Raw genomic sequence first — 21016 nt, 5'->3', positions numbered from 1 at the left:
CTTCGAGGACAGCAAGTGCCACCCCCTTCTCCCGTACGCCTCCTGACCGCCCTCACCGCACTGGACCGCCGCTTCCTGGCCGTCCTGCGCCGGGCCCTCGAACGTGTCGGCTTCTCCCCCGACCGTGCCGAGTCGCACCGGGCGGAGCCGATGAGCCCTCTCCCCGCGGCAATGTCAGCCCCGGAGCGATATGGGGAGGCGTTCATGCGGTTGTCGCGGGCCAGGAAAGTCGTACTGCTCGGGGTCGTGGTGCTCGCCGTGGGCCTGACCGGGCGCGCGTCGGCGCAGTCGAACGCCCCGGCCGATCCGGTGGCGGCTCCGGCCTCCTCGGCGCCGGCGCCCACGCCTACGCCCTCGCACTCGAAGAAGCCCAAGCCCAAGCCGAAGCCCACGAAGAGCGCGTCCGGCCGGAAGTCCGTCGTCAACGCGCGCTTCGCCGGGCCGGCCGGCAGCCACATGCTGACCGGCACCAAGGGCGTGGCGCTCACGTTCGACGACGGCCCCGACCCGGCCGAGACGCCCAAGCTGCTCAAGCTGCTGGCCCAGCATCACGTCAAGGCCACGTTCTGCCTGGTCGGCCAGAACGCGCAGCGGCACCCCGAGCTGGTGCGACAGATCGTCGCGGGCGGTCACACCCTCTGCAACCACACCTGGAACCACAGCCTGAAGATCGGCAAGGACCCGGCCGCCAAGATCCGGGCCGACCTGCAGCGGACCAACTCGGCCATCCTCAAGGCGGCGCCCGGCGCGAAGATCAAGTACTTCCGGGCGCCCGGCGGCAACTTCACGCCGCGGCTGGTCGAGGTGGCCGAGGACATGAAGATGACCTCGATCTATTGGAAGGTCGACCCGCGCGACTGGGACCACCCCAAGGGCGAGTCCGACTCGGCCCACCAGCAGCGGGTGATCTCGAAGATCGCCCGGAACTGCCGGCCGGGGGCGATCGTGCTGTCGCACGACTACGCGCAGCCGGACACCATCGCGGCGTACCGGAAGCTCATTCCGATGCTCAAGAAGCGCTACACGCTGGTCGCGCTGCCATAGGCCCTAGGGTCTAGTGGGACGGCGGGATGACCCGCAGGTGACCGCGACGGCCGGTCTGGTGGCCCGGGAGGCGTTCCTCGTCGTCGGTGCGCGGGGGCGGGGCCGGCGGGCGGGCCGCTTCGCGTACGGCGTCGGCCAGAGCGACCAGATCGTCCGTGGTCGGCGGCGGCGGGGCGAAGTCGCCGTCGTGGCGGACGAGTTCCCAGCCTCGGGGGGCGGTGAGGCTGCGGGCGTGCGGCTCACACAGGTCGTACGTGTGGGGTTCGGCGAAGGCCGCCAAGGGGCCGACGACCGCCGTGGAGTCGCTGTAGACGTAGGTCAGCGTGGCGACAGCCTGTCGGGGACAGCCGTTCCGGGAGCAACGCCGTGGTGACCTCACGGCGGCACGTTATCTCTCCGGCGGCCCGTGTGGGCGCTCCCGCCCCGCGACACGCCGACCCACGATGCATCACGATTCGGCCATGCTCGGCCGACACGCCGCCCCCGATGGGGCGAATTACCGGCGTAAGGCCCCGAAGGGACGAATCAACGACGCCGTAACTCCTCTGACGCCGTGTCACACCGTCGGAGGACTAGGCTTGCCGAGTGACCACCAGTCCCGAACGTCGCCGCACCGATCCGTCCCGGGCGGCGCGCAAGGCCGGCCCGGGTCATCCGACCCGCCGTGACCGGCACGGCCGGGGCTTGCGCGGCCGGCTCGTACCGGCCACCGTCCCCCTGGCCCGCACCAAGGCGGAGATCTTCGACGACCTGGTGCTCGACACCGTCGAGCAGCTCGAGCGGCGCTATGCCAAAGAGCTGGCCGGGGTCGAGTTCGCGGTCGAAGACGTGCCGCCGGATCTCAACGTCTACGACTCCGACGTGCTCGAGGACGGCGAGGTGCCGCTGGCCCGGTTGCTGCCCGGTCGCCCCGGCCGGCAGGAGCTTCCCCCACGGATCGTGCTCTACCGGCGGCCGCTGGAATTCCGGGCGATGGACCGCGAAGACCTCGCCGACCTCGTCCACGATGTGATCATCGAGCAGGTCGCCAACCTGCTCGGGGTGGATCCTGACGAACTGTCCTAGTGCATGAGGGTTATTCAGGGCCGACCGCAAGCCCCGCCTTGCCGCAGCTCAATCGCCTTGGTCTCCGCCGCCCTGAATAATTCTCATGCCACGCGCCGCTTGAGCTTGCGGCGCTCGCGCTCGGACAGTCCACCCCAGATTCCGAAACGCTCGTCGTGGCCCAGTGCGTATTCCAGGCACTCGGCCTTGACCTCACAGCGACCGCAGATCCGCTTCGCCTCCCGGGTGGACCCCCCCTTTTCCGGGAAGAAAGCTTCCGGGTCGGTCTGCGAACACAGCGCCCGTTCCTGCCACTCGGGCGCGTCCCCGAGCAGGTCGACCCCTTCAACCTGCGCTTCCATCGGCGTGCCTCCCAATTTCCGCGCCGGCAGCAATGCCGACGCTGACCCCCCACGCACGCAGCGTGTTTTTTGCGAGCAGAATTCGCATATCTGCGCCCTCAGCTCACAACCCCACCGAAATTACACGCGTGTAAGACGTGCGTCGTCAAGCCGAACCTGATAAATAGGCCCGTTTCCCCGGCGCGCCTTCGGCGCGTCGTGGTCCCGTTCCTGCCATATCTCTCCGGAGCACCGGGAGGTAACGCAGCTCGGCCAGCATTAGTCCAATTTAACCCGATTTGTGACTCAGCGTCGACCGTAGGTCGTAGTCCGCTCCACGGCCGGACGACCCGCGGTCGCCGCGAGTTCCTTCAGCTCAGCCACCGTGCGAGCCGATCCGTGCTCGGAACCCGCCATCCGCGAGATCGTTTCCTCCATCAGGGTGCCGCCGAGGTCGTTACAGCCGCCGTTGAGCATCACCCGGGTGCCCTCGTCGCCCAATTTCACCCACGAGCACTGGATGTTGTCGATGCGGCCGTGCAGCAGGATCCGGGCCATGGCGTGGACGACCCGGTTCTCCCGCCAGCTGGCGCCGTTGCGCGCGATGCCGGCCAGGTAGATCGGGGCGTTGGTGTGGATGAAGGGCAGGGCCACGAACTCGGTGAAGCCACCCGTACGGTCCTGGATGCCGGCCAGCACCCGGAAGTGGCCCAGCCACTGCCGCGGGTGGTCGACGTGGCCGTACATCATGGTCGAACTGGACCGGATGCCGAGCTCGTGGGCCGTCGAGACGACGTCGACCCAGGCGTTGGCCGGGAGCTTGCCCTTGGTCAGCACCCAGCGCACCTCGTCGTCGAGGATCTCGGCCGCCGTGCCCGGGATAGTGCCCAGGCCCGCTTCCTTGAGGTCGCTCAGCCACTCGCGGACCGGAACGCCGGCCTTGGCCGCGGCGGTGACGATCTCCATCGGGGAGTAGGCGTGGACGTGCATGCCGGGGACCCGCTGCTTCACGGCCCGCACGAGGTCCGCGTACGCGGTAACCGGCATCTTGGGGTCGATGCCGCCCTGCATGCAGACCTCGGAAGCACCGTCCTGCCAGGCCTGCTCGGCCCGGTCGGCCACCTGGTCGACGGAGAGGCGGTAGGCGTCGGCGTCCTTCTCGCGCTGGGCGAACGCGCAGAACCGGCAGCCCACGTAACAGACGTTGGTGAAGTTGATGTTCCGGTTCACCACGTACGTGATGTCGTCGCCGTTGACATGTCTGCGCAGGTCGTCGGCGATGCGGGCGAGCTCGTCGAGGGCCTCGCCGTCCGCGTTGAACAGCGCCATCGCCGCGTCTTCGTTCTTCTCGTCCAGCAGCGCAGCCGGGTTGTCGGCCGCGAGCTTGAGCCCGGCGAGAACATCGCTTTCGATTCTTCGGGGCGCCTCGGTCGTGATGTGCGACGCGACCTCGGTCCAGTCGCCGTAGACGTCGTCGAAATCGGACCGGCGGTCGCTCGTCCGACCCTCGGTGTCGATCGACGCGAACAGATCGGTGCGGCCACCGCCGTACACGTCGTCGGGCTCCTGCCACGGACGGCCGATCACCTCGGCGTCCTCGTTCGCCAGCCCGTCGGAGCCGGCCAGCGCCGCCACGTGGGTCGCCAGGCGCGGGTCGAGCCAGCCCTCGGCGCCGCGGCGCACATATTCCGGATAGATCGTCAGCCGCTCACGCAGCTCGAACCCGGCGGCGGCCGACTTCTCGCGCAGCAGGTCGATCTGGGGCCAGGGCCGCTCGGGGTTCACGTGGTCGGGCGTCACCGGGGAGACGCCGCCCCAGTCGTCGATGCCCGAGCGCAGCAGCAGCGCGAACTCGGTGTCGATCAGGTTGGGCGGGGCCTGGATGCGGGCCCGGGGGCCCATGATGACGCGGCCCACGGCCACCGTGGCGGCCAGCTCGCGCAGCTCGGCGTCGGGCATACCGCGCATCGCCGTGTCGGGCTTGGCGCGGAAGTTCTGGATGATGACCTCTTGGATGTGGCCGTACTCGCGGGCGGCGCGGCGCATCGCGAACAGCGCGTCGACCCGCTCGGCCGGGGTCTCGCCGATGCCGATCAGGATGCCGGTGGTGAACGGCACGCCCACCCGGCCGGCGTCGTCGAGCACGCGGAGGCGTACGGCCGGCTCTTTGTCGGGGGAACCGAAATGCGGACCGCCCGGCTCGGACCACAGGCGGGTCGCGGTGGTCTCGAGCATCATGCCCATGCTGGGCGCGACCGGCTTCAGCCGCTGCAGCTCGGCCCAGCTCATCACGCCCGGGTTGAGATGCGGGAGCAGGCCGGTCTCCTCGAGCACGGCGATCGCGCAGGCACGCACATAGTCGAGGGTGGAGTCGTAGCCGCGCTCGTCGAGCCACTGCCGGGCCGCGGGCCAGCGCTCCTCGGGCCGGTCGCCCAGCGTGAACAGCGCCTCTTTACAACCCTGGGCGGCACCCTGGCGGGCGATCTCGAGCACCTCGTCACGCTCGAGGAACGCGGCCGGCAGCCGATGCGGCACGGTGGCGAACGTGCAGTAGTGACACCTGTCCTGACACAGCCGGGTCAGGGGGATGAAAACCTTGCGGCTGTACGTCACCACGCCCGGCCGCCCGGCTTCCCGCAGACCCGCGTCGCGGATGTGGCCGGCGATCGTCAGCAGCTCGTCGAACTGATCGCCGGTCGCGGCCAGCAGCGCCGTCGCCTCTTCGGCGTCGACTGCCTTGCCGTCGGCGGCGCGGCGCAGAGCGCGCCGGATGCTCGCTTCGGTAGGACCGTTCACGACCGCGTTGACCTCTGTCACCCCAGCAGCCTAGGCCGGAAAACCGGCGGTTGCCCCGGGCGTACCGGGGCAACCGCAGTGGCATAGGACACGAGGCCGGCCTTTTACCGGCGGGGCGGGTCCTGGTCGGCGGGACCGAAACCGGGGCGGTCGTCCGCGATCTTCTCGGTGCGGTCGTCGGCCGGCTGGGTCGTACGCGGGACGGCCTGGGTCGGCTCCGCGAAGTTCGGATAGGCCGAGTTCGGCGGGGTGCCGGGGAAGACCGACGTGGGTGGCATCTGCGGTGCGCCGGGCGGGGCCGAGGTGGGGGGCGCCGGCGGGGCCGAGGCGGGCATCGGGACGGCCGACTGGTTCCAGCTCGGCTGCTGCGGCTGCGGCGGCTGGCCGTACTGAGGCGGCTGGCCGTACTGCGGGGGCTGACCCTGCGGCGGCCCGGCCGGGTAGCTGCCCGGGGCGAAGCCCGGCTGCTGCGGCTGCTGCTGCGGGGGCGGGCCGTAACCGGGCTGGCCCGGGTAGGTGCCCGGCTGACCGTAGGCGGGCTGGCCGTAGACGCCCGGCTGCTGCTTGGGCTTGGGCACCTGGAACAGGCCCTGCCAGAGACGGAACGTGGCGTACGCCGCCACGCCGAACACGGCCAGCCAGGCCACGCGGACCAGCAGCTCTTCGAAGGCGATCCGCGCGCCGTTGTTGCTCGCGTGGTTGATCAGCCCGATGAGCAGGCCGAACACGAGGCCGAAGAAGGCCATCACCGCGTACTCGAGCACGGCGACCAAGGTGATCAGCGACGCCTTGGCGTGGCGCGGCTGCACCAGCACGGCCAGCAGCACCGCGGCCAGCGGCATGGCGATGGTCGCCGTGTTGATGAAGCCGTAGAAGCTGTCCTGCGTGCGGTAACCGAACTGGTTCTCGCCATCCGGGATCAACCGGATGACCGCCACGAAGAGCAGCAGCGCGGGCGCGCCGACGAGCGCGTAGGCCGCGAGATCGCGCAGCGGGCGAAGGAACTGGCCGGCCGATTTGCCCTCGCCCGGCGCGGGCTGCGGTTGGCTGGTCACGGGGAACTCCCTGACGGACGTGGAATGAGTCGGCTAAGGGTAGACGGACCTGGCACTGTTACCCCTCGGCCCGGCTCCCCATACCCGCGAGTTTCGTCACCCGGGGGCGGTTTCTGTCGTACGGGTGCGGGAGGATGACCGGTATGCGGATCGTGGTCCTTTCCGGTGGCATCGGCGGCGCGAAGTTCCTCGTCGGCGTGCGGGCGCAGGCTCGCGCGCTCGGCGCCGAGGTGGCCGCGGTGGTCAACGTCGGCGACGACGTGCGCATGCACGGCCTGCAGATCTGCCCCGACCTCGACAGTGTGATGTACACGCTGGGCGGCGCCCACGACCCCGAGCGTGGCTGGGGCCGGGTCGGCGAGAGCTGGGTGGTCAAGGAGGAACTGGCCGCCTACGGCGCCGAGCCGTCGTGGTTCGGCCTGGGCGACAAAGACACGGCGACCCATCTCGTACGCACCCAGATGCTCACCGCCGGCTACCCCCTCTCCCAGGTCACGGCCGCGTTGTGCGAGCGCTGGCAGCCCGGCGTGACGATGCTGCCGGCCACCGACGACCGCCTCGAGACGCACGTGGTGGTCGACGTCGAGGGCGAGCGCAAGGCGATCCACTTCCAGGAGTGGTGGGTGCGCTACCGCGGCGACCTGCCGACCCACCGGTTCGTCTTCGTCGGCGCCGAGGCGGCCAAGCCCGCGCCCGGCGTGCTCGAGGCGATCGCGGCGGCCGACGTGGTGCTGGTCGCGCCGAGCAATCCGGTGGTCAGCATCGCCCCGATCCTGGCCGTGAGCGCGATCCGCGACGCGGTGGCGGGCGGTTCGGCCCCGGTGGTCGGCGTCTCCCCGATCATCGGCGACTCCCCGATCCGCGGCATGGCCGACAAATGCCTGGCCACGGTCGACGTCGAGGTCACGGCGGCCGGCGTGGGCGGCCTCTACGGCGCCCGCTCCGACGGCGGCCTGCTCGACGGCTGGCTGGTCGACTCGTCCGACGCCGGCGCGTCCGTGGCCGGCGTCGAGACCCGGGCGGTCCCGCTGTGGATGAGCTCGGAAGAGGCGACGGCCCAGATGGTGAAGGACGCGCTGTCGTTGGCCGGCGTCGCGTGACCTCGATGTTCAGTTTTTGGAGGGGCAAGTCGTGACGGACGGGCTGGAGATCCTGCCGGTGCGCGGGATCGGGCACATCGTGGCCGGTGACGACCTGGTCGAGCTGATCGCCGCGGCCGCGCCGTGGATCGCCGACGGCGACGTGCTGGTCGTCACCAGCAAGATCGTGTCGAAGGCCGAGGGCCGCCTGGTCGAGGTGCCGGCCGACGGCGAGGCCCGCGACGACGCCCGGCGCGAGGTGCTGGCGTCCGAGACGGCGCGGGTGGTGGCCCGGCGCGGGCCGACGACGATCGTGCAGACCCACCACGGGTTCGTGATGGCGGCCGCGGGCATCGACGCCTCCAACGTCGACAAGACCCACCTGGTGCTGCTGCCGGCCGACCCCGACACGTCGGCGCGGCAGTTGCGGGCGGGCTTCCGGGCGCGCGGGCTCGACGTGGGCGTGATCGTCTCCGACACGATGGGGCGGGCCTGGCGCAACGGGCTCACCGACGTGGCCCTGGGCGCGGCCGGAATCGAGCCGATCCGGGACCATCGGGGCGAGACCGATCCGTACGGGAACGAGCTCGAAATCACCCAGATGGCCGTGATCGACGAGCTGGCCGCGGCCGGCGAGCTGGTCAAGGGCAAGTGTGACCAGGTGCCGGTGGCGGTCGTGCGGGGTTATCCACGGTCCGGCATCCGCGACTCTTCCGACGGCGCCGCCGTGCTGCTGCGCGACGCCGCCTCCGACATGTTCAGCCTGGGCACGGCCGAGGCGCGGGCGCTCGGCCTGCGCGAGGCGGCCCAACTGCCCGACAACGCCCTGCCCGGCCTCCCGATCGACCCGGCAGCCCTGGAGCGGGCCGCGGCCGCGGTGGCCGACGCACTGTCACCGGCCACGACGGTCACCCCGGCCGAGGCGATCACCGGCAGCGGCGCCACGGCCGCCCTGCACCTGACCACGCGCGACATGACACCGATCGGCCTGATGCGCCTGGGCGCCGACGCCCACCGCTTGCGGGCCGCCCTGGCCGCCGAGTCGATCGTCACGCTGTCCCTCCCCCACGACGACGGCATCCGCTTGGAGCTGTCCGGCCACTGAGCCACTCCGCGCCCGCTGTCGGGTGCGGAAACGCGATTGGCGGGTGGGCCCCGCGAAGGGCACATCTGAGCTTCGCCGAGGGGTCGTCGAAGTCGGGCGGGGCAACCACATGTGACCCGTGTGTGCCCGTCTAGGGTGAGGGCTCCCCCGTCGGCTGTGTGAGGCAGGCGTCGTTGCGGGACGACGAAACGGCGTTACTGGGAGAACTCTTGACCATCGATGTGCTGCACGCGGACGCTCTGCGGGTGCTTACCGGGTGGGCGGCCACCTCGGATGAGGCGGCGCTCGCCCAGAAGCGGACGCTCGAACTGCTGGGCGACGGGCCGGTGGCGATGAGTCGTGCGCATCGGGCCGGGCACGTCACCGCGAGCGCGCTGATCGTCGACGGGGACGGGCGGGTGTTGCTCTGCCTGCACGGGCGGCTGGGTCTGTGGATGCAGCTGGGTGGGCACTGCGAGGCCGATGACGTGTCGCTGGCCGCGGCGGCGTTGCGGGAAGGCACCGAGGAGTCCGGTATTTCGGGCCTGGTGCTCGACCCGACGCCGATCGACGTCGACGTGCACGAGGTTCGGTGTGGTGCGGCTGAGGGGGCGCCGGCTGAGCCGTCGGTTCACAACGACGTGCGGTTTCTGCTGCGTTGCCCGGCGGGGACGGTCGAGCGGATCAGTGACGAGTCGGCCGAGCTGGGCTGGTTCGCGCCCGGTGACCTGCCGAGCCCGCTCGCCTCGGGGACCGTCCGGCAGATCGCGCCCGCGCTGGCCCGTATTCGCTGACGCGCGGGCTGGAGGCGTACGGGAAAAGGGCCCGGCGCCTGAGCGACCGAGCCCTTCCACCACCGGTTTGTCTAGATATAACCGTGCTCGCCGAGCTCCTTGAGCTCGTCGACGAGGTGCTTGACCTCTTGGGCGCGTTCGCGCGGGATGACCAGGACGGCGTCCGGAGTGTCCACGATGACCAGATCGCGGACGCCCATGGCGGCGATCAGGCGGCCCTCGGTCGGCACCACGACCAGGCCCTCGGTCTCGCGCAGCAGCACGCCCGACTTCTGCTCGACCTCGCGGCCGACGACCACGTTGCCGGCCGGGTCGGCGGCCAGCACGGCGCCCAGGGTGTGGAAGTCACCGACGTCGTTCCAGCCGAAGTCGCCCGGAACCGTGCCGACCCGGCCGACCGTGGCCGCGCCTTCCATGACCGCGTAGTCGACCGAGATGCGGGGCAGGGTCGGCCAGACCTCGCCGAGCACCTCTTCGCGCTGGGCCGAGTCCCAGGCCGAGGCGATGCGGGAGACGCCCGCGGCGAGCTGCGGCTGCTGGCGGGACAGCTCGGCCAGGAACGCGTCGGCCCGCCAGACGAACATGCCGGCGTTCCACAGATAGTTACCCGACTTCACATAGCCTTCGGCCACGTCGTACGTCGGCTTCTCTTTGAACTCCTCGACGGCCAGCACCGGGCCGTCGCCGACCGCGCTGCCGCACTGGAGGTAGCCGTAGCCGGTCTCGGGGCGGGTGGGCGTGATGCCCAGCGTCATCAGGAGGCCCTCCTGAGCGCCGATCATCGCCTGCCGGATGACCTCAGTGAAGCGTTCCTTGTCGGCGATCAGGTGATCGGACGCGAACGAGCCCATGATCGCGTTGGGGTCGCGCCGGGCGATCACGGCCGCGGCCAGGGCGATCGCCGCGCAGGAGTCCCGCGGCGAGGGCTCGACCAGCACGTTGGCGTCCGGGATGGACTCGAGCTGGCGGGAGACCGCGGCCGCGTGCGCGACACCGGTGACCACGAAGACGCGGTCCATCGGCGCCAGCAGGTCGAGGCGGTCCACCGTGGCCTGCAGCAGCGACGCCTCGGTGCCGGTCAGCGGATGCAGGAACTTAGGGTGACCGGCCCGTGACAACGGCCAGAGACGGGTGCCCGTCCCGCCCGCCAGCACCACGCCGTACAGCCCGCCGAGATCATCGCTCATGCGCACAGAGTGTAAAGGTCAGAGGGCCGCAACACGTTTCCAGGTTGTGACGTGCACTTCGGCACTCGACGCCCAGGTGAATTCCTTGGCCCGGTCGAAGCCCGCCTTGGCCAACGTGAGGCGACGCGGCTCGTCGTGCAGCAGGTCAGCCAGGTCGGTGGCGATGCGGTCGGGATCTTCTGTCGTGTAGGCGACAGCGTCGCCGCCGACCTCGGGCAGCGACAGCCGCGGCGTGGTCAGAACCGGAGTTGCGCAGGCCATCGCCTCGAGGATCGGCAGGCCGAAGCCCTCGCCGAACGACGGGTAGCAGGCCACCAGGGCGCCGCCCAGGAAGCCGGGCAGGTCGGCGTAGCGCAGGTAGCCGGGGCGCAGCAGGCGCAGGTGGGACGGCACCTCGGCGACCGCGCGGTCGATCTCGTCGTCGTGGCCCTGACCGCCGGCCAGCACCAGCGCGGGCGGGTGCGGCCAGTCGGCGACCGCGCGGGCCCAGCCGCGGATCAGGTTGGGCACGTTCTTGCGGGGCTCCTTGGCCCCGAGGAACGCGACGTAACCGGCGTCGGTGAGACCGAGACGAGCCCGTACGCGGGCCTTCTCCTCCTCGGTCGGCGCGTGGAAGGCGGCCTGGTCGACGCCGTGGTAGGCCACGTCGATGCGGGTCGGGTCGGCGTCGAGCAGGCGGATCAGCTCGTCGCGGGTCGCCTTGCTGGGCACGATGACCCGGGCCGCGCGGCGCAGCGACGTCTTGATGGCGCTGCGGAAGAACGTGCGCTTGGTGTTGTCGTAGTGCTCGGGCTCGGTGAAGAACGTCGCGTCGTGCACGGTCACCGTCACCGGGCAGCCGGCGCGCAGCGGGCACGTGTAGAACGGCGAGTGCAGCACCTGGGCGCCGACCTGCTGGGCGAGCAGGGGCAGACCGGTCTGCTCCCACGCCAGCCGGGCCGGGCGGTGCGCGACGGCAGCCGGGCCGGCGATCACCTCGGCCTTGTTGTCCAGCATGCGGCTGTAACGCTCCGCATCCGAACGCTGGGCCACGACGGCCAGATCGACCCGGTCGGGGTCGACGCGGCCGAGGGCACCGAGCAGGCCGTCGACGTAGCGCCCGACGCCTCCTCGGTCGGCGGGGACGCTGGTGGCGTCGACGAGCACTCGCGGGGGGCGACCGGCGGTCACGAGGCAACTCCCAAAGAGGTTGTGGTTCCGACCACTGGCAAGGGTACGCCCGCAATGCATCGCGCACGTGACCGCGACACCACCTTGGTCGAGACGTTTCCTGGTTCTCATCGCCCGCTCAGGATCAGTGACGCTGCGTCACCTCCTATCGTGGACCGTGTGGAGACGACGATCCCGCAGGTGCTGGCGGCCACGGTCCGCCGCGACCCGGCGAGCCCGCTGCTGACGTTCTACGACGACGTGAGCGGTGATCGCACCGAATTGTCGGCCGCGACGCTGGACAACTGGGTCTCGAAGACCGCAAATCTGCTGGTCGACGGTCTCGGGCTGGGGTCCGGCGACACGGCCGCGGTCGCGCTCCCGGCGCACTGGCAGACGGCCGCGATCCTGCTCGGGGTGTGGTCGGCCGGGGTGACCGCGGAGATCAGCGATCCGGAGTCGGCCGACGTGCTGTTCACCACGCCGGGCCGGGAAGTTACGACAAAAGCCTCGGACCGGTACGCGACGGGCCTTCTACCGTTCGCGATGCCGCTGCGGGAGCTGCCCGACGGCTTCGGTGACTACGTGCTCGAGGTGCGGCAGTTCGGCGACCACTTCCCCGGGCAGCCGGTCGCCTCGAACGACGTCGCGCTGAACGACCGTACGCACGGTGACGTGCTGCTGGCCGCCCACGCGCGGGCGGCCGAACTCGGCATCGCCGCGGGCGGACGGGTGCTGGTCGACGCGACCACCCGGTTCGACCCGGTCGACTGGCTGCTGGCGCCGCTGGCCGCGGGCGCGTCGATCGTGCTGTGCGCGAACCTCGACCCGGCCAAGGTGACCGGCCGGGTCGCGTCGGAGAAGGTCACACAGGTCGTCGCCTGAGCGCCGCCAGTTCCTCGAACGCCAGCAGCGACTCCGGGTTGGCCAGCGCACCCTTGGCGGCGGCCGACTCGACCGGCGTGCCGGTGAGGATGCGCTTGACCGGCACCTCGAGCTTCTTCGCGGACAGGGTTCGGGGCACCGCCCGTACGGGAAAAATGTCGTCCGGAACGTGCCTCGGGGACAGCGCCGCCCGCAGCTCGGTGGCGATCCGTCTGCGCAGGGCGTCGTCCAGCTCGTGGCCCTCGGCCGGCACGACGAAGAGCAGCAGCTCGCCGTTCGGGTTGCCCTCCTGCTCGAGGTGCACGACCACCGAGTCGGCGATCTCGGGCAGGCTCTCGACCACCGAATAGAACTCGGACGTGCCCAGCCGCACCCCGCCCCGGTTGAGGGTCGCGTCGGAACGGCCGGTGATCACGCACGAGCCGTCGGCGCCGATCGTGATCCAGTCGCCGTGCCGCCACACGCCCGGGAAGTAGTCGAAGTAGGCCTCGCGGTAGCGCTTGCCGTCGGGGTCGTTCCAGAAGCCGACGGGCATGCTCGGCATCGGTGCGGTGATCACCAGTTCGCCCAGCTCGTCGAGCACCGGCCGGCCCTCGGAGTCGTACGCCTCGACCCGGGCTCCCAGGGCGCGGCAGGCGATCTTGCCCTCGACGACCGGGAGCAGCGGGACAGATCCCACGAAGCCGGTGCACACATCGGTGCCGCCGGACAGCGACTGCAGCTGAAGACGACTGCCCACGGCCTCGTAGACCCAGTCGAAGCCCTCCGGCGGCAGCGGTGCGCCGGTCGAGCCGATGCCCTTGAGCTGCGGTTTCTGCGGAGTGAGCCCGGCCTTGCGGCAGGCCATGAGGAAGGGTGCGGACGTGCCGAAGTAGGTGATGCCGGCCTCGTCGACCAGGTCCCACAGCGCCGACATGTCGGGATAGCCGGGATTGCCGTCGAACATCACGATCGCGGCGCCGACCGCCGGGCCGCTGACCAGGAAGTTCCACATCATCCAGCCGGTCGTGGTGAACCAGAAGAACCGATCACCGGGACCGAGGTCGTGGTGCAGGGCCAGCATCTTGAGGTGTTCGAGCAGGATGCCGCCGTGGCCGTGGACGATCGGTTTGGGCAGACCGGTGGTGCCGGAGCTGTAAAGGACATACAGGGGAGAATCGAAAGGCATTCCCTCGTACGCCATCGGTTCGTCGCTTTTCAGCTCATGGAACTCGTCCCGGGCCGGGTCGAGATAGCCGATCGTGACGACGTGCTCCAGGCTCGGGAGGGCTTTGGTGATCGCTGCGACCTCGTCCCGGCGGTCGATCGCCTTGTCGCCGTAGCGGTAGCCGTCGACCGCGACCAGGATCTTGGGCTCGATCTGCTGCCAGCGGTCGATCACGCTGCGGACGCCGAACTCGGGGGCGCAGCTCGAGAAGATCGCGCCCAGGCTGGCGGTGGCGAGCATCAGGACGTACGTCTCGGGGATGTTGGGGGCGTACGCCGCTACCCGGTCCCCCTTCGTGATGCCACGCGCTCGGAGTCCGGCGCGCACCATTCGGACTTTTTCTCTCAGCTCGGCTTTTGTCAGCTTTATCGGGGCGCGGCTCTGTGAGTAGGCCAGCACCACTTCGTCGTCGTCGGCCAGGCCAGGCATGCGGAGCACGTGCTCGGCGTAGTTGAGGGTCGCGCCGGGGAACCACTTCGCGCCCGGCATCCCGCGGTCGGGCAACACTCCCGAGGGCGGGTCGTGAGAAATCACCTCGAAGTAGTCCCAGATCGACTGCCAGAACGCGGGCAGATCGTCGACGGACCACCGCCACAGGGACGCATAATCGGCGTGGGTCAGGCCGCGTTCACGCTCCAGCCAGGACATGAAGTGCCCGATCCGGGTCGTCTCGCGGACGTCGGCCGGCGGCTGCCACAACACTGTGCCCGTCATGCCCTCACCTTAACGCTCATTCAGCCCTCGCCTTCTGGATGGCGGCCCGCCGGGACAGACGATGCTCCCGCCGGATCAGAGCCTCACGGAAACGGCGCTCGTCGTCCACGTTCTCCGGCACCACCGGAGGCACGTTTCTTGGGTGGCCGGCCACGTCCACGGCCACGAACACCAGGTATGCCGTCGCCACCGTGAGCGGCTCGGTGGCCACCACGTCCCAGCGCTCGGCGGCGAGCTTGACGCCGACCTCCATCGAGCTCGAGCCGGTCCAATTCACCTGGGCGTACGCGTGCACGAGATCGCCGACCCGGACCGGCTCCAGAAACACGATCTCGTCGATCGCCGCCGTGACCGCGGTGCCGCCACTGTGCCGGGCCGCCGCCGCACCGGCCACGTCATCGACGAACTTCATCAGAATGCCGCCGTGCACGGTGCCGTACAGATTGACGTCCACGGCGGTCATGATCCGGCTCAGCGTGACCCTGGAATAGCTGGTGAGGCGGCCCTCATTCATGCGGCGAACGTTACGGCGTCCTTCCGCGCGGTTGCCCCCCGACGGTACGGTTTCTTCCGCAGCCAGTGTCCGGGGAGTTAAAGCGTGCGCCACTTCAGGTCGATCTTGTATGCCCTCGTGCTGGCCCCGGCGGTGTGGGTTCTCGCCGGAGTGGGCTTCACGCACGACCTGACCGCACGGGGGCGTGGCGACTTCGCCGTCGAGTCGGTGACCGGGCTGTTGCTCCTGGTGCTGGCGGGGGCGGCGTACGGAATCCTGCTCTTCGCCCCGATCTCTCCGGCCGGGCCGGTCGCGGGCGGATTGGCCTACCTGGGCATCTCGTCATGGGCGCTGGTGTCGCCGTCCGGTTATGCCGGGGTGTGGCCGGCCGCGGTGGCCAAGGAGAGCTTCGACCTGAGCCGGCCGGGCTACGGTCTGGCGGCGATGCTGGCGTTGCCGTTGCTGTGCACGGCGTTGAGTGCGCGGCGGTGGGCGGCCTATGAACCGCCGGTGCTGCCGCTGATCGGGCCGGTGGGACGGGTTCGCGCGGCCGTGTCGACGCCGCCCTTGGTGACGGCTTCGCGGACCGAAGAGATCGTGCCGGGGTTCGGCCCCCGGCCGACCGACCCGGATCCGACGACGGTGTTGCGGTTGCCCGTGGTTCCCGGCCCCGACGAGGCGACGACGGTGTTGCGGGTTCCTTCTGGTCCGCCCTCGGTTGCTGCTTCTCCTTCTGCGTCCGCCGATTTGCCGGCTTCCCAGGATGAGCCGGCGACGGTTGCCGTGGTTGCGGGCACGTCCGCCGATTCCGATGCGACCTCGGTGTTGCCGTCGGACGACCCGACTTCTACCGGTACGGCGATGCCGGCGCCCTTTGCCGACGGGGTTGCCGCTGGTCGGGGCTCGTCGTCGTCCTCGGCTTCGGGTGAGCCGACGGTGTCGGGGACTGCGGTTGCCGCTGACGAACCGACTGCGCCGAATGTCGGCTCCGGCCCGGTTTCTGACTCCGGTCCCAGCTCGGTCGTCGGCTCGGGTTCGGGCTCGGTCGTCGGCTCCAGCGCAGGCTCCAGCGCGGGCTCGGTCGTCGACTCGGGCGCAGGCTCGAGCGCGGGCTCGGGCTCGGGGTCGGGCGCAGGCTCGAGCGCGGGCTCGGGCTCGGGGTCGGGGTCGGGCGCAGGCTCGAGCGCGGGCTCGGTCGTCGACTCGGGCTCGGCCTGGAGCGCGGGCTCGGGCGTCGACTCGGGGTCGGGCTCGGGGTCGGGCTCGGGGTCGGGGTCGGGCTTGAGTGCCGGCTTCGGCTCGGGCTCGGATTCCGATGAGGCGACGACAGTGCTCGCTCCCATGGTCGGCCGATCGGCTCCCGCGCCGGATCCAGAAACGGCGTCGGAGACGGATGACGAATCGACAGCCGCTCTCGCCCGGATGACCAGTTCCTCCTCCCCCGCCGCCGCAGCCACGACGGAAGCCGTCGCAAGCGGGTCGGCCAGCTCGCACGCCGGCTCGGGCGAGTCTCCGGCGGTCATCTCGGGCCCCTTGCGCGAGGTCGCCGCCGTGGCGCCCGAGGACGAGGCCACCATCGCGCTGCCGGTCTTCCGGCCCGAGCGGCAGACAGTGGTCGTCGTCTCCGCGGACGAAACCGCAAGTGTGGCGGCGCGTTCCAACGGAGAGTCCTCAAGCCGGCGTGCCCGGGTAACGCCGCCGCCCACCGAGGTCGAGGTAGTTCCGGCGGCGGGGCTACCCACACCTCCGGCCGATTCCGATGAACCGTCGGCAACGCCCGAGGACGACAGGCCGGCGGCACTTGCGATCATCGACGACGAGCCGACGCCGACGGACGAAGAACCGCCCACGGCCGAGGCTGCCCAGATGGTCACGGCCCTGACCGACGAACCCACCGCCGCCGAGAAGGACACCGCTGCGGTCGACAGCGGGCCCCTCACGGCAGACGAAGAAGCCAACGCCGTCAACGAGCCCACGACGGCAGCCACTGACACCGCCGACGCCGGGAGCGATGCCCCCACGGCGAACGAAGAAGCCAACGCCGTCAACGAGCCCACGACGGCAGCCACTGACACCGCCGACGCTGGGAGCGATGCCCCCACGGCGAACGAAGAAGCAGCCGCCGTCAACGAGCCCACGACGGCAACCACTGACAACGCCGCGTTCGCCGGCGACCGCGCGGCCACTGCGGACAACTCCTCGACGTCAGCCGCTGTCGCCACGGCCGAAAACGCGGAGCCAACGGCCACTCCCGTGGCCGAGAAGGCAGACGCGGCCGACGAGTCGGAGGCGACCGACAGCGAAGTCACCCCGGACGAAGAAGTGGCGGCGACAACCGCTGCTGAGGGCCAACTCGCCGTAGACGACGATCAGACGTCGACGGTCGCTGCGGCGAGCGGCCAACCCTCGTCGAGCGCGGCCAACGTCGAGACCGCGCCGACGCACGCCGAGGAAGACGACGCCACCATGGGCGTGGCGCCGATCGACGACGCCGCCGAGACCACCGCCATTGCCGTCACTGATGACGAGCCCGCAACGGTCACCTTCGACACCAACAGCGGCGACAAATCGACCTCGACCACCGCCGACGACGAAGCCACCGCCGACATCACCGCAACCGGCGAGCTCGCGGCCGAAGCCTTCGCCGTCGAAGCGTCACCGGCAGAGGACGACGACACAGCCGCCCGGGCCGCCTCAGCCGGCCAGGCCGCTGGCGACGACGAGACCGCCCGGATCGCGCTCGCACACGACGAACCCACAACGGCAGTCTCCGAAAGCGCCACAGGCGACAAATCGCACTCGACCACCACAGATGACAAGGCCACCACCGACATCACCGCGACCGGCGAACTCGCCGACGACGAAGCCACCGCTGTCGAAACACCGGTGGAAGCCGATGGCACGGCCGCTCGAGACGCGTCAGATGGCGAAGACGACGCCGACGGCGAGACCGCCCCGATCGCGCTCACCCAGGACGAACCCGCGACGGCCGCCCCCGAAACCACAGCGGGCGACAGGTCAGCCTCGGCCACCGCGGACGACGAAGCCAAAACGGATGTCACCGCCGACGCAGCACTCACGGCGAACGCTGCCGAAGCGGCAACAGGAAGCTCATCAGCATTCCGCGCCGCGGAGGACGAAGCCACCGCGGACATCACCGCCGACGCAGCACTCACGGCGAGCGCCGCCGAAGCGGCAACAGGCAACGCATCAGCATTCGGCGCCGCGGAGGACGAAGCCACCGCGGACATCACCGCGAACGCAGAACCCGCGGACGCCGCGGCTGACGAGCCCACGCTCACAAGCCTCGACGACACAGGCACGGGTGACACGTCGACCGATCAGGCCGTCACCGGGGACACGTCGACCAGCGAGGCCGCCGCCGTCACCGGGGACACGTCGAGCGATCGGGCTGCCACCAGCACGGGTGCGGACGTCGAACTCGCGGCAGCCACCGAAGCGACCACGAGCGACGACTCGACGCCTCCGACAGCTGGTGGCGAAGTCGGCACCGTCGACGCGGAAGCCGTGGAGGGTGCTGTCGAAGGCGACGCAGGCGCGGCCACGAACGACGAACCCACGCTCACGACCGCCAGCGACACTGCGGATCCCGGAACGTCGACGAGTGCGGCCCACGTCGAAGCGACTGCCGTCATCGCGGTGGTCGATGTTGGACCGGCGGTCGACATTGACCAGGCCCCGAGCGAGGGAGCTGCATCGGCCACCGACGACAGCGACGCCGGCAGCGAACTTGCTGCGGTCGCTGACGAGGACAACCAGATCACCATCGGTGTCGCGGCCGGGGGCATACTCGCCGCTGCTGACAAGGTCGGCGGAGCTGACGCCGCCGACAAAGACAACCACGCCGCCGCTGACGAGGACGACGAAGCCGACGCTGGACTTGCCGCTCCTGAGCTGGGGCACGAGAGCACGGCCGAGATCGCGGTCGACGGTCGACCCGCCGACGCCGACCAAGATGGCACGGGAAGCGCCGCCGGTGGCCGGGACGACTTTGCCGGCTCGGACGTTGCGGCGGATGGCGAACTCGGGGACGGTCAGGAGGACGACGAGGAGCTCGCCAACCTGATTGTGGTGGGGAAAGCTACGCCCGCGCCGAATACGCGGGTTGTGCATCCCGACTTCGAGGAGACGCGGTCACTCGAGGCGCCCGATCCGGAGCGGACCCGGTCGATCAATCTCGGTGAGATGACCACGAAGCTGCAGGTCACTCCCGGTGTCGATGAGGAGCCTGAAGGCGTCAACGAGCCGGCCAAGGCTCGAGCGTCGGTGGCCGCGCCGGATGTCGCGGGGCCGGATCTGAGTGGGGCCGAGGTGACGCGGTCGCTGACGGCACCCGACCCGGACCGGACCCACACGATCAAGGTGTTCAGCTCGGACGACGCCGAAGTGACACGGCCGTTCGGTGCACCCGACCCGGACCAGACACACGCGATCACCGTCGTGTCGTCCGACGACGCCGAAGTGACACGGCCGATCGGGGCGCCTGACCCCGATCAAACGCACGCGATCACCGTCGTGTCGTCTGACGACGTTGAGGTCACGCGGCCGTTCGGGGCGCCGGATCCTGATCGGACGCAGGCGATTGGTGTGGTGTCTTCCGAGGGGGAGACGGGGCGTACGGGAGCAGGGAAGGTTTTGGGCTCGGCCGATGAGCTTCGGCTGATGCCGCCGGTGCCTGCGGCCAGCATCGCCAGTCACCCGGGGCGGGCCGAGAGTGTGCCGGCGGTCGCCGAAGCGGACGAGACTCAGGTGATCAGGCTTGACCCGGACCGTACGCAGATTGTGCGCCCGGGGTCGGTCGAGCCGCAGGGTGAGCGGACCGAGATCATCCGGCTGCCGGTCCAGGCTTCCAGCACGCCGACGGCTCCGGATTCCAGCATCCCGCCGGGCCCGGCTCACGGCGCGCCGTCGGCTCAGGTCTATGGCGCACCGTCGGCCCAGGCCCATGACACGCCGTCGGCCCAGGCTCATGGCTCACCGGCGGCTCATGCCCATGGCTCACCGGCGGCTCAGGTCTATGGCACGCCAGCGGCTCCGGTGTCGATTGCCGACGCTGAGCGGCCGAACTTTGCCGAGGATCCGACCAGCCGGATCGTGCCGCCGGAGCAGAACGGCGAGGGGAACGGCGACGGTGCCGGCCAGCGGGGGATGACCGTGATGAGCATGGAGAGGCCGCCCGAGGAGGAGCCGGAGATCCCGGCGCAGCGTCGGCCCGATGCGGCCGAGAGCTGAGGTTACGGCTGGTCACCCGATCGGGTTCGTACAGATGATCGAAAGATGTAGTATCATCACCGCATGTCCACGGACGACGCGCCTCTGAGCAAGCGGCAACGGCAGGTTCTGTCGATGATCCGTGAGTGGATCGACCAGCATGGTTACCCGCCGACCATCCGCGAGATCGGCGCCGCCGTCGGGCTCGACTCGCCATCGTCGGTGGCGCATCAGCTCAAGGTGCTCGAGGATCGCGGCTTCATTCGCCGGGGTGCCCGCGGGTCGCGCGCGATCGACGTGCGCACTCCGGGTGAGCAGTCCAACGTGCCCGTTCCGGTGCTGGGCACGATCGCGGCCGGCGCGCCGATCCTCGCCGATGAGCACGTCGACGAGGAACTCAATCTGCCGTTGAGCCTGGTCGGTCACGGCACGCTGTTCGCGCTCAAGGTCAAGGGCGACTCGATGATCGACGCCGCGATCTGCGACGGCGACACGGTCGTGGTGCGCCAGCAGCAGGTGGCCGACAACGGCGACATCGTGGCAGCCATGATCGACGGCGAGGCCACCGTCAAGGTGTTGCGGCTCACCGGCCGGCACATCGAGCTGGTTCCGCGAAACCCGGCCTACGACGTCATCCCCGGCGACGACGCCACGATCCTCGGGCGCGTGGTAACCGTCCTACGCCGCATCTGACGTCGGCTCCGCGCGGTCTGCAGTTTCGAGACAGTGGGCGATGCGAGCGCGCGGCCCCAAACGCAAGAACGGCGGGGCAAGCGGGCGATACGGCCACGCGGGTTGAACGTCGCGACAGCAGAGCGACGCGAACACGCAACCCCAACGCAAAAACAGCGCGGCATGCGGCGATGCAGCCACGCGGGTTGAACGTCGCGACAGCAGAGCGACGCGAACACG

Annotated in this window: 16 protein-coding genes; 8 read left to right on the top strand and 8 right to left on the bottom strand. The window is 70.3% G+C overall.

Annotation, left to right across the window (positions count from 1 at the left end):
- Window positions 1–15 precede the first annotated feature (15 nt).
- A complete protein-coding gene (locus KOI35_RS43700; protein WP_308121425.1) occupies window positions 16–1044 on the top strand; it encodes a polysaccharide deacetylase family protein in 1029 nt (342 codons plus the stop codon).
- A 10-nt stretch (window positions 1045–1054) separates the two neighbouring features.
- Here KOI35_RS43700 and KOI35_RS43695 read toward each other — a convergent pair whose 3' ends face one another.
- Window positions 1055–1423 carry a DUF3499 domain-containing protein gene (locus KOI35_RS43695; RefSeq protein ID WP_215795664.1) on the bottom strand — a complete coding sequence of 123 codons (369 nt, stop codon included), beginning with the start codon at window positions 1421–1423 and terminating at the stop codon, window positions 1055–1057.
- A gap of 206 nt (window positions 1424–1629) precedes the next feature.
- Here KOI35_RS43695 and KOI35_RS43690 point away from each other — a divergent pair, with 206 nt between their 5' ends.
- Window positions 1630–2109 carry a metallopeptidase family protein gene (locus tag KOI35_RS43690; protein ID WP_438870658.1) on the top strand — a complete coding sequence of 160 codons (480 nt, stop codon included), beginning with the start codon at window positions 1630–1632 and terminating at the stop codon, window positions 2107–2109.
- An 83-nt stretch (window positions 2110–2192) separates the two neighbouring features.
- Here KOI35_RS43690 and KOI35_RS43685 read toward each other — a convergent pair whose 3' ends face one another.
- The 3 genes from KOI35_RS43685 to KOI35_RS43675 form a co-directional block, all read right to left on the bottom strand.
- Window positions 2193–2450, bottom strand: coding sequence for a WhiB family transcriptional regulator (locus tag KOI35_RS43685; protein ID WP_014688021.1), 258 nt, complete (start codon window positions 2448–2450; stop codon window positions 2193–2195).
- Window positions 2451–2735: 285 nt separating this feature from the next.
- Entirely contained in the window at window positions 2736–5246 is a 2511-nt protein-coding gene (locus tag KOI35_RS43680; RefSeq protein WP_308121424.1) for a bifunctional FO biosynthesis protein CofGH, read from the bottom strand.
- Window positions 5247–5329: 83 nt separating this feature from the next.
- Window positions 5330–6280 carry a hypothetical protein gene (locus tag KOI35_RS43675; RefSeq protein ID WP_215795663.1) on the bottom strand — a complete coding sequence of 317 codons (951 nt, stop codon included), beginning with the start codon at window positions 6278–6280 and terminating at the stop codon, window positions 5330–5332.
- 143 nt (window positions 6281–6423) lie between these two features.
- On the opposite strand from KOI35_RS43675, the gene cofD reads away from it, so the two are divergent.
- From cofD to KOI35_RS43660, 3 genes are all read left to right on the top strand, one after another.
- A complete protein-coding gene (gene cofD, locus KOI35_RS43670; RefSeq protein ID WP_215795662.1) occupies window positions 6424–7380 on the top strand; it encodes a 2-phospho-L-lactate transferase in 957 nt (318 codons plus the stop codon).
- Window positions 7381–7411: 31 nt separating this feature from the next.
- On the top strand, window positions 7412–8464 hold the full coding sequence (locus tag KOI35_RS43665; protein WP_215795661.1) for a coenzyme F420-0:L-glutamate ligase: 1053 nt from the start codon (window positions 7412–7414) through the stop codon (window positions 8462–8464).
- A gap of 209 nt (window positions 8465–8673) precedes the next feature.
- Window positions 8674–9237, top strand: a complete 564-nt coding sequence (locus KOI35_RS43660; protein ID WP_246614769.1) for an NUDIX hydrolase — start codon at window positions 8674–8676, stop codon at window positions 9235–9237.
- A gap of 71 nt (window positions 9238–9308) precedes the next feature.
- Here KOI35_RS43660 and KOI35_RS43655 read toward each other — a convergent pair whose 3' ends face one another.
- Window positions 9309–10424, bottom strand: coding sequence for a mannose-1-phosphate guanylyltransferase (locus KOI35_RS43655; protein ID WP_215795660.1), 1116 nt, complete (start codon window positions 10422–10424; stop codon window positions 9309–9311).
- Between the two features lie 18 nt (window positions 10425–10442).
- Window positions 10443–11594, bottom strand: a complete 1152-nt coding sequence (locus KOI35_RS43650) for a glycosyltransferase family 4 protein (RefSeq protein WP_215795659.1) — start codon at window positions 11592–11594, stop codon at window positions 10443–10445.
- A 159-nt stretch (window positions 11595–11753) separates the two neighbouring features.
- On the opposite strand from KOI35_RS43650, the gene KOI35_RS43645 reads away from it, so the two are divergent.
- The gene (locus KOI35_RS43645; RefSeq protein WP_215795658.1) at window positions 11754–12458 is read left to right on the top strand and encodes a TIGR03089 family protein; all 705 of its coding nucleotides are present in this window, start codon (window positions 11754–11756) and stop codon (window positions 12456–12458) included.
- On the opposite strand, the gene KOI35_RS43640 is transcribed toward KOI35_RS43645, so the two are convergent.
- Both KOI35_RS43640 and KOI35_RS43635 read right to left on the bottom strand, forming a co-directional pair.
- Window positions 12439–14379, bottom strand: a complete 1941-nt coding sequence (locus tag KOI35_RS43640) for an acetoacetate--CoA ligase (protein ID WP_215795657.1) — start codon at window positions 14377–14379, stop codon at window positions 12439–12441. The genes KOI35_RS43645 and KOI35_RS43640 overlap by 20 nt on opposite strands.
- Window positions 14380–14395: 16 nt before the next feature.
- Window positions 14396–14893, bottom strand: coding sequence for an acyl-CoA thioesterase (locus KOI35_RS43635; RefSeq protein ID WP_215795656.1), 498 nt, complete (start codon window positions 14891–14893; stop codon window positions 14396–14398).
- 84 nt (window positions 14894–14977) lie between these two features.
- Between KOI35_RS43635 and KOI35_RS43630 the strand changes: the two genes are divergently transcribed.
- Window positions 14978–20125 (top strand): midas domain-containing protein, encoded by a 5148-nt coding sequence (locus KOI35_RS43630; RefSeq protein WP_215795655.1) that lies wholly within the window; start codon window positions 14978–14980, stop codon window positions 20123–20125.
- A 63-nt stretch (window positions 20126–20188) separates the two neighbouring features.
- The gene (lexA, locus tag KOI35_RS43625; protein ID WP_215795654.1) at window positions 20189–20797 is read left to right on the top strand and encodes a transcriptional repressor LexA; all 609 of its coding nucleotides are present in this window, start codon (window positions 20189–20191) and stop codon (window positions 20795–20797) included.
- Window positions 20798–21016 lie beyond the last annotated feature (219 nt).

The sequence above is a fragment of the Paractinoplanes bogorensis genome (assembly GCF_018829635.1).
GTDB classification, from domain to species: Bacteria; Actinomycetota; Actinomycetes; order Mycobacteriales; family Micromonosporaceae; genus Actinoplanes; species Actinoplanes bogorensis.
This window is presented reverse-complemented; position numbering and strand designations above follow the sequence as displayed.

Excerpts from the sequence above, each read along its gene's own strand:
- KOI35_RS43685 (WP_014688021.1), bottom strand. The coding sequence starts at position 2,450 with ATGGAAGCGCAGGTTGAAGGGGTCGACCTGCTCGGGGACGCGCCCGAG.
- cofD (WP_215795662.1), top strand. The coding sequence starts at position 6,424 with ATGCGGATCGTGGTCCTTTCCGGTGGCATCGGCGGCGCGAAGTTCCTC.
- KOI35_RS43655 (WP_215795660.1), bottom strand. The coding sequence starts at position 10,424 with ATGAGCGATGATCTCGGCGGGCTGTACGGCGTGGTGCTGGCGGGCGGG.
- KOI35_RS43640 (WP_215795657.1), bottom strand. The coding sequence starts at position 14,379 with ATGACGGGCACAGTGTTGTGGCAGCCGCCGGCCGACGTCCGCGAGACG.
- KOI35_RS43635 (WP_215795656.1), bottom strand. The coding sequence starts at position 14,893 with ATGAATGAGGGCCGCCTCACCAGCTATTCCAGGGTCACGCTGAGCCGG.
- lexA (WP_215795654.1), top strand. The coding sequence starts at position 20,189 with ATGTCCACGGACGACGCGCCTCTGAGCAAGCGGCAACGGCAGGTTCTG.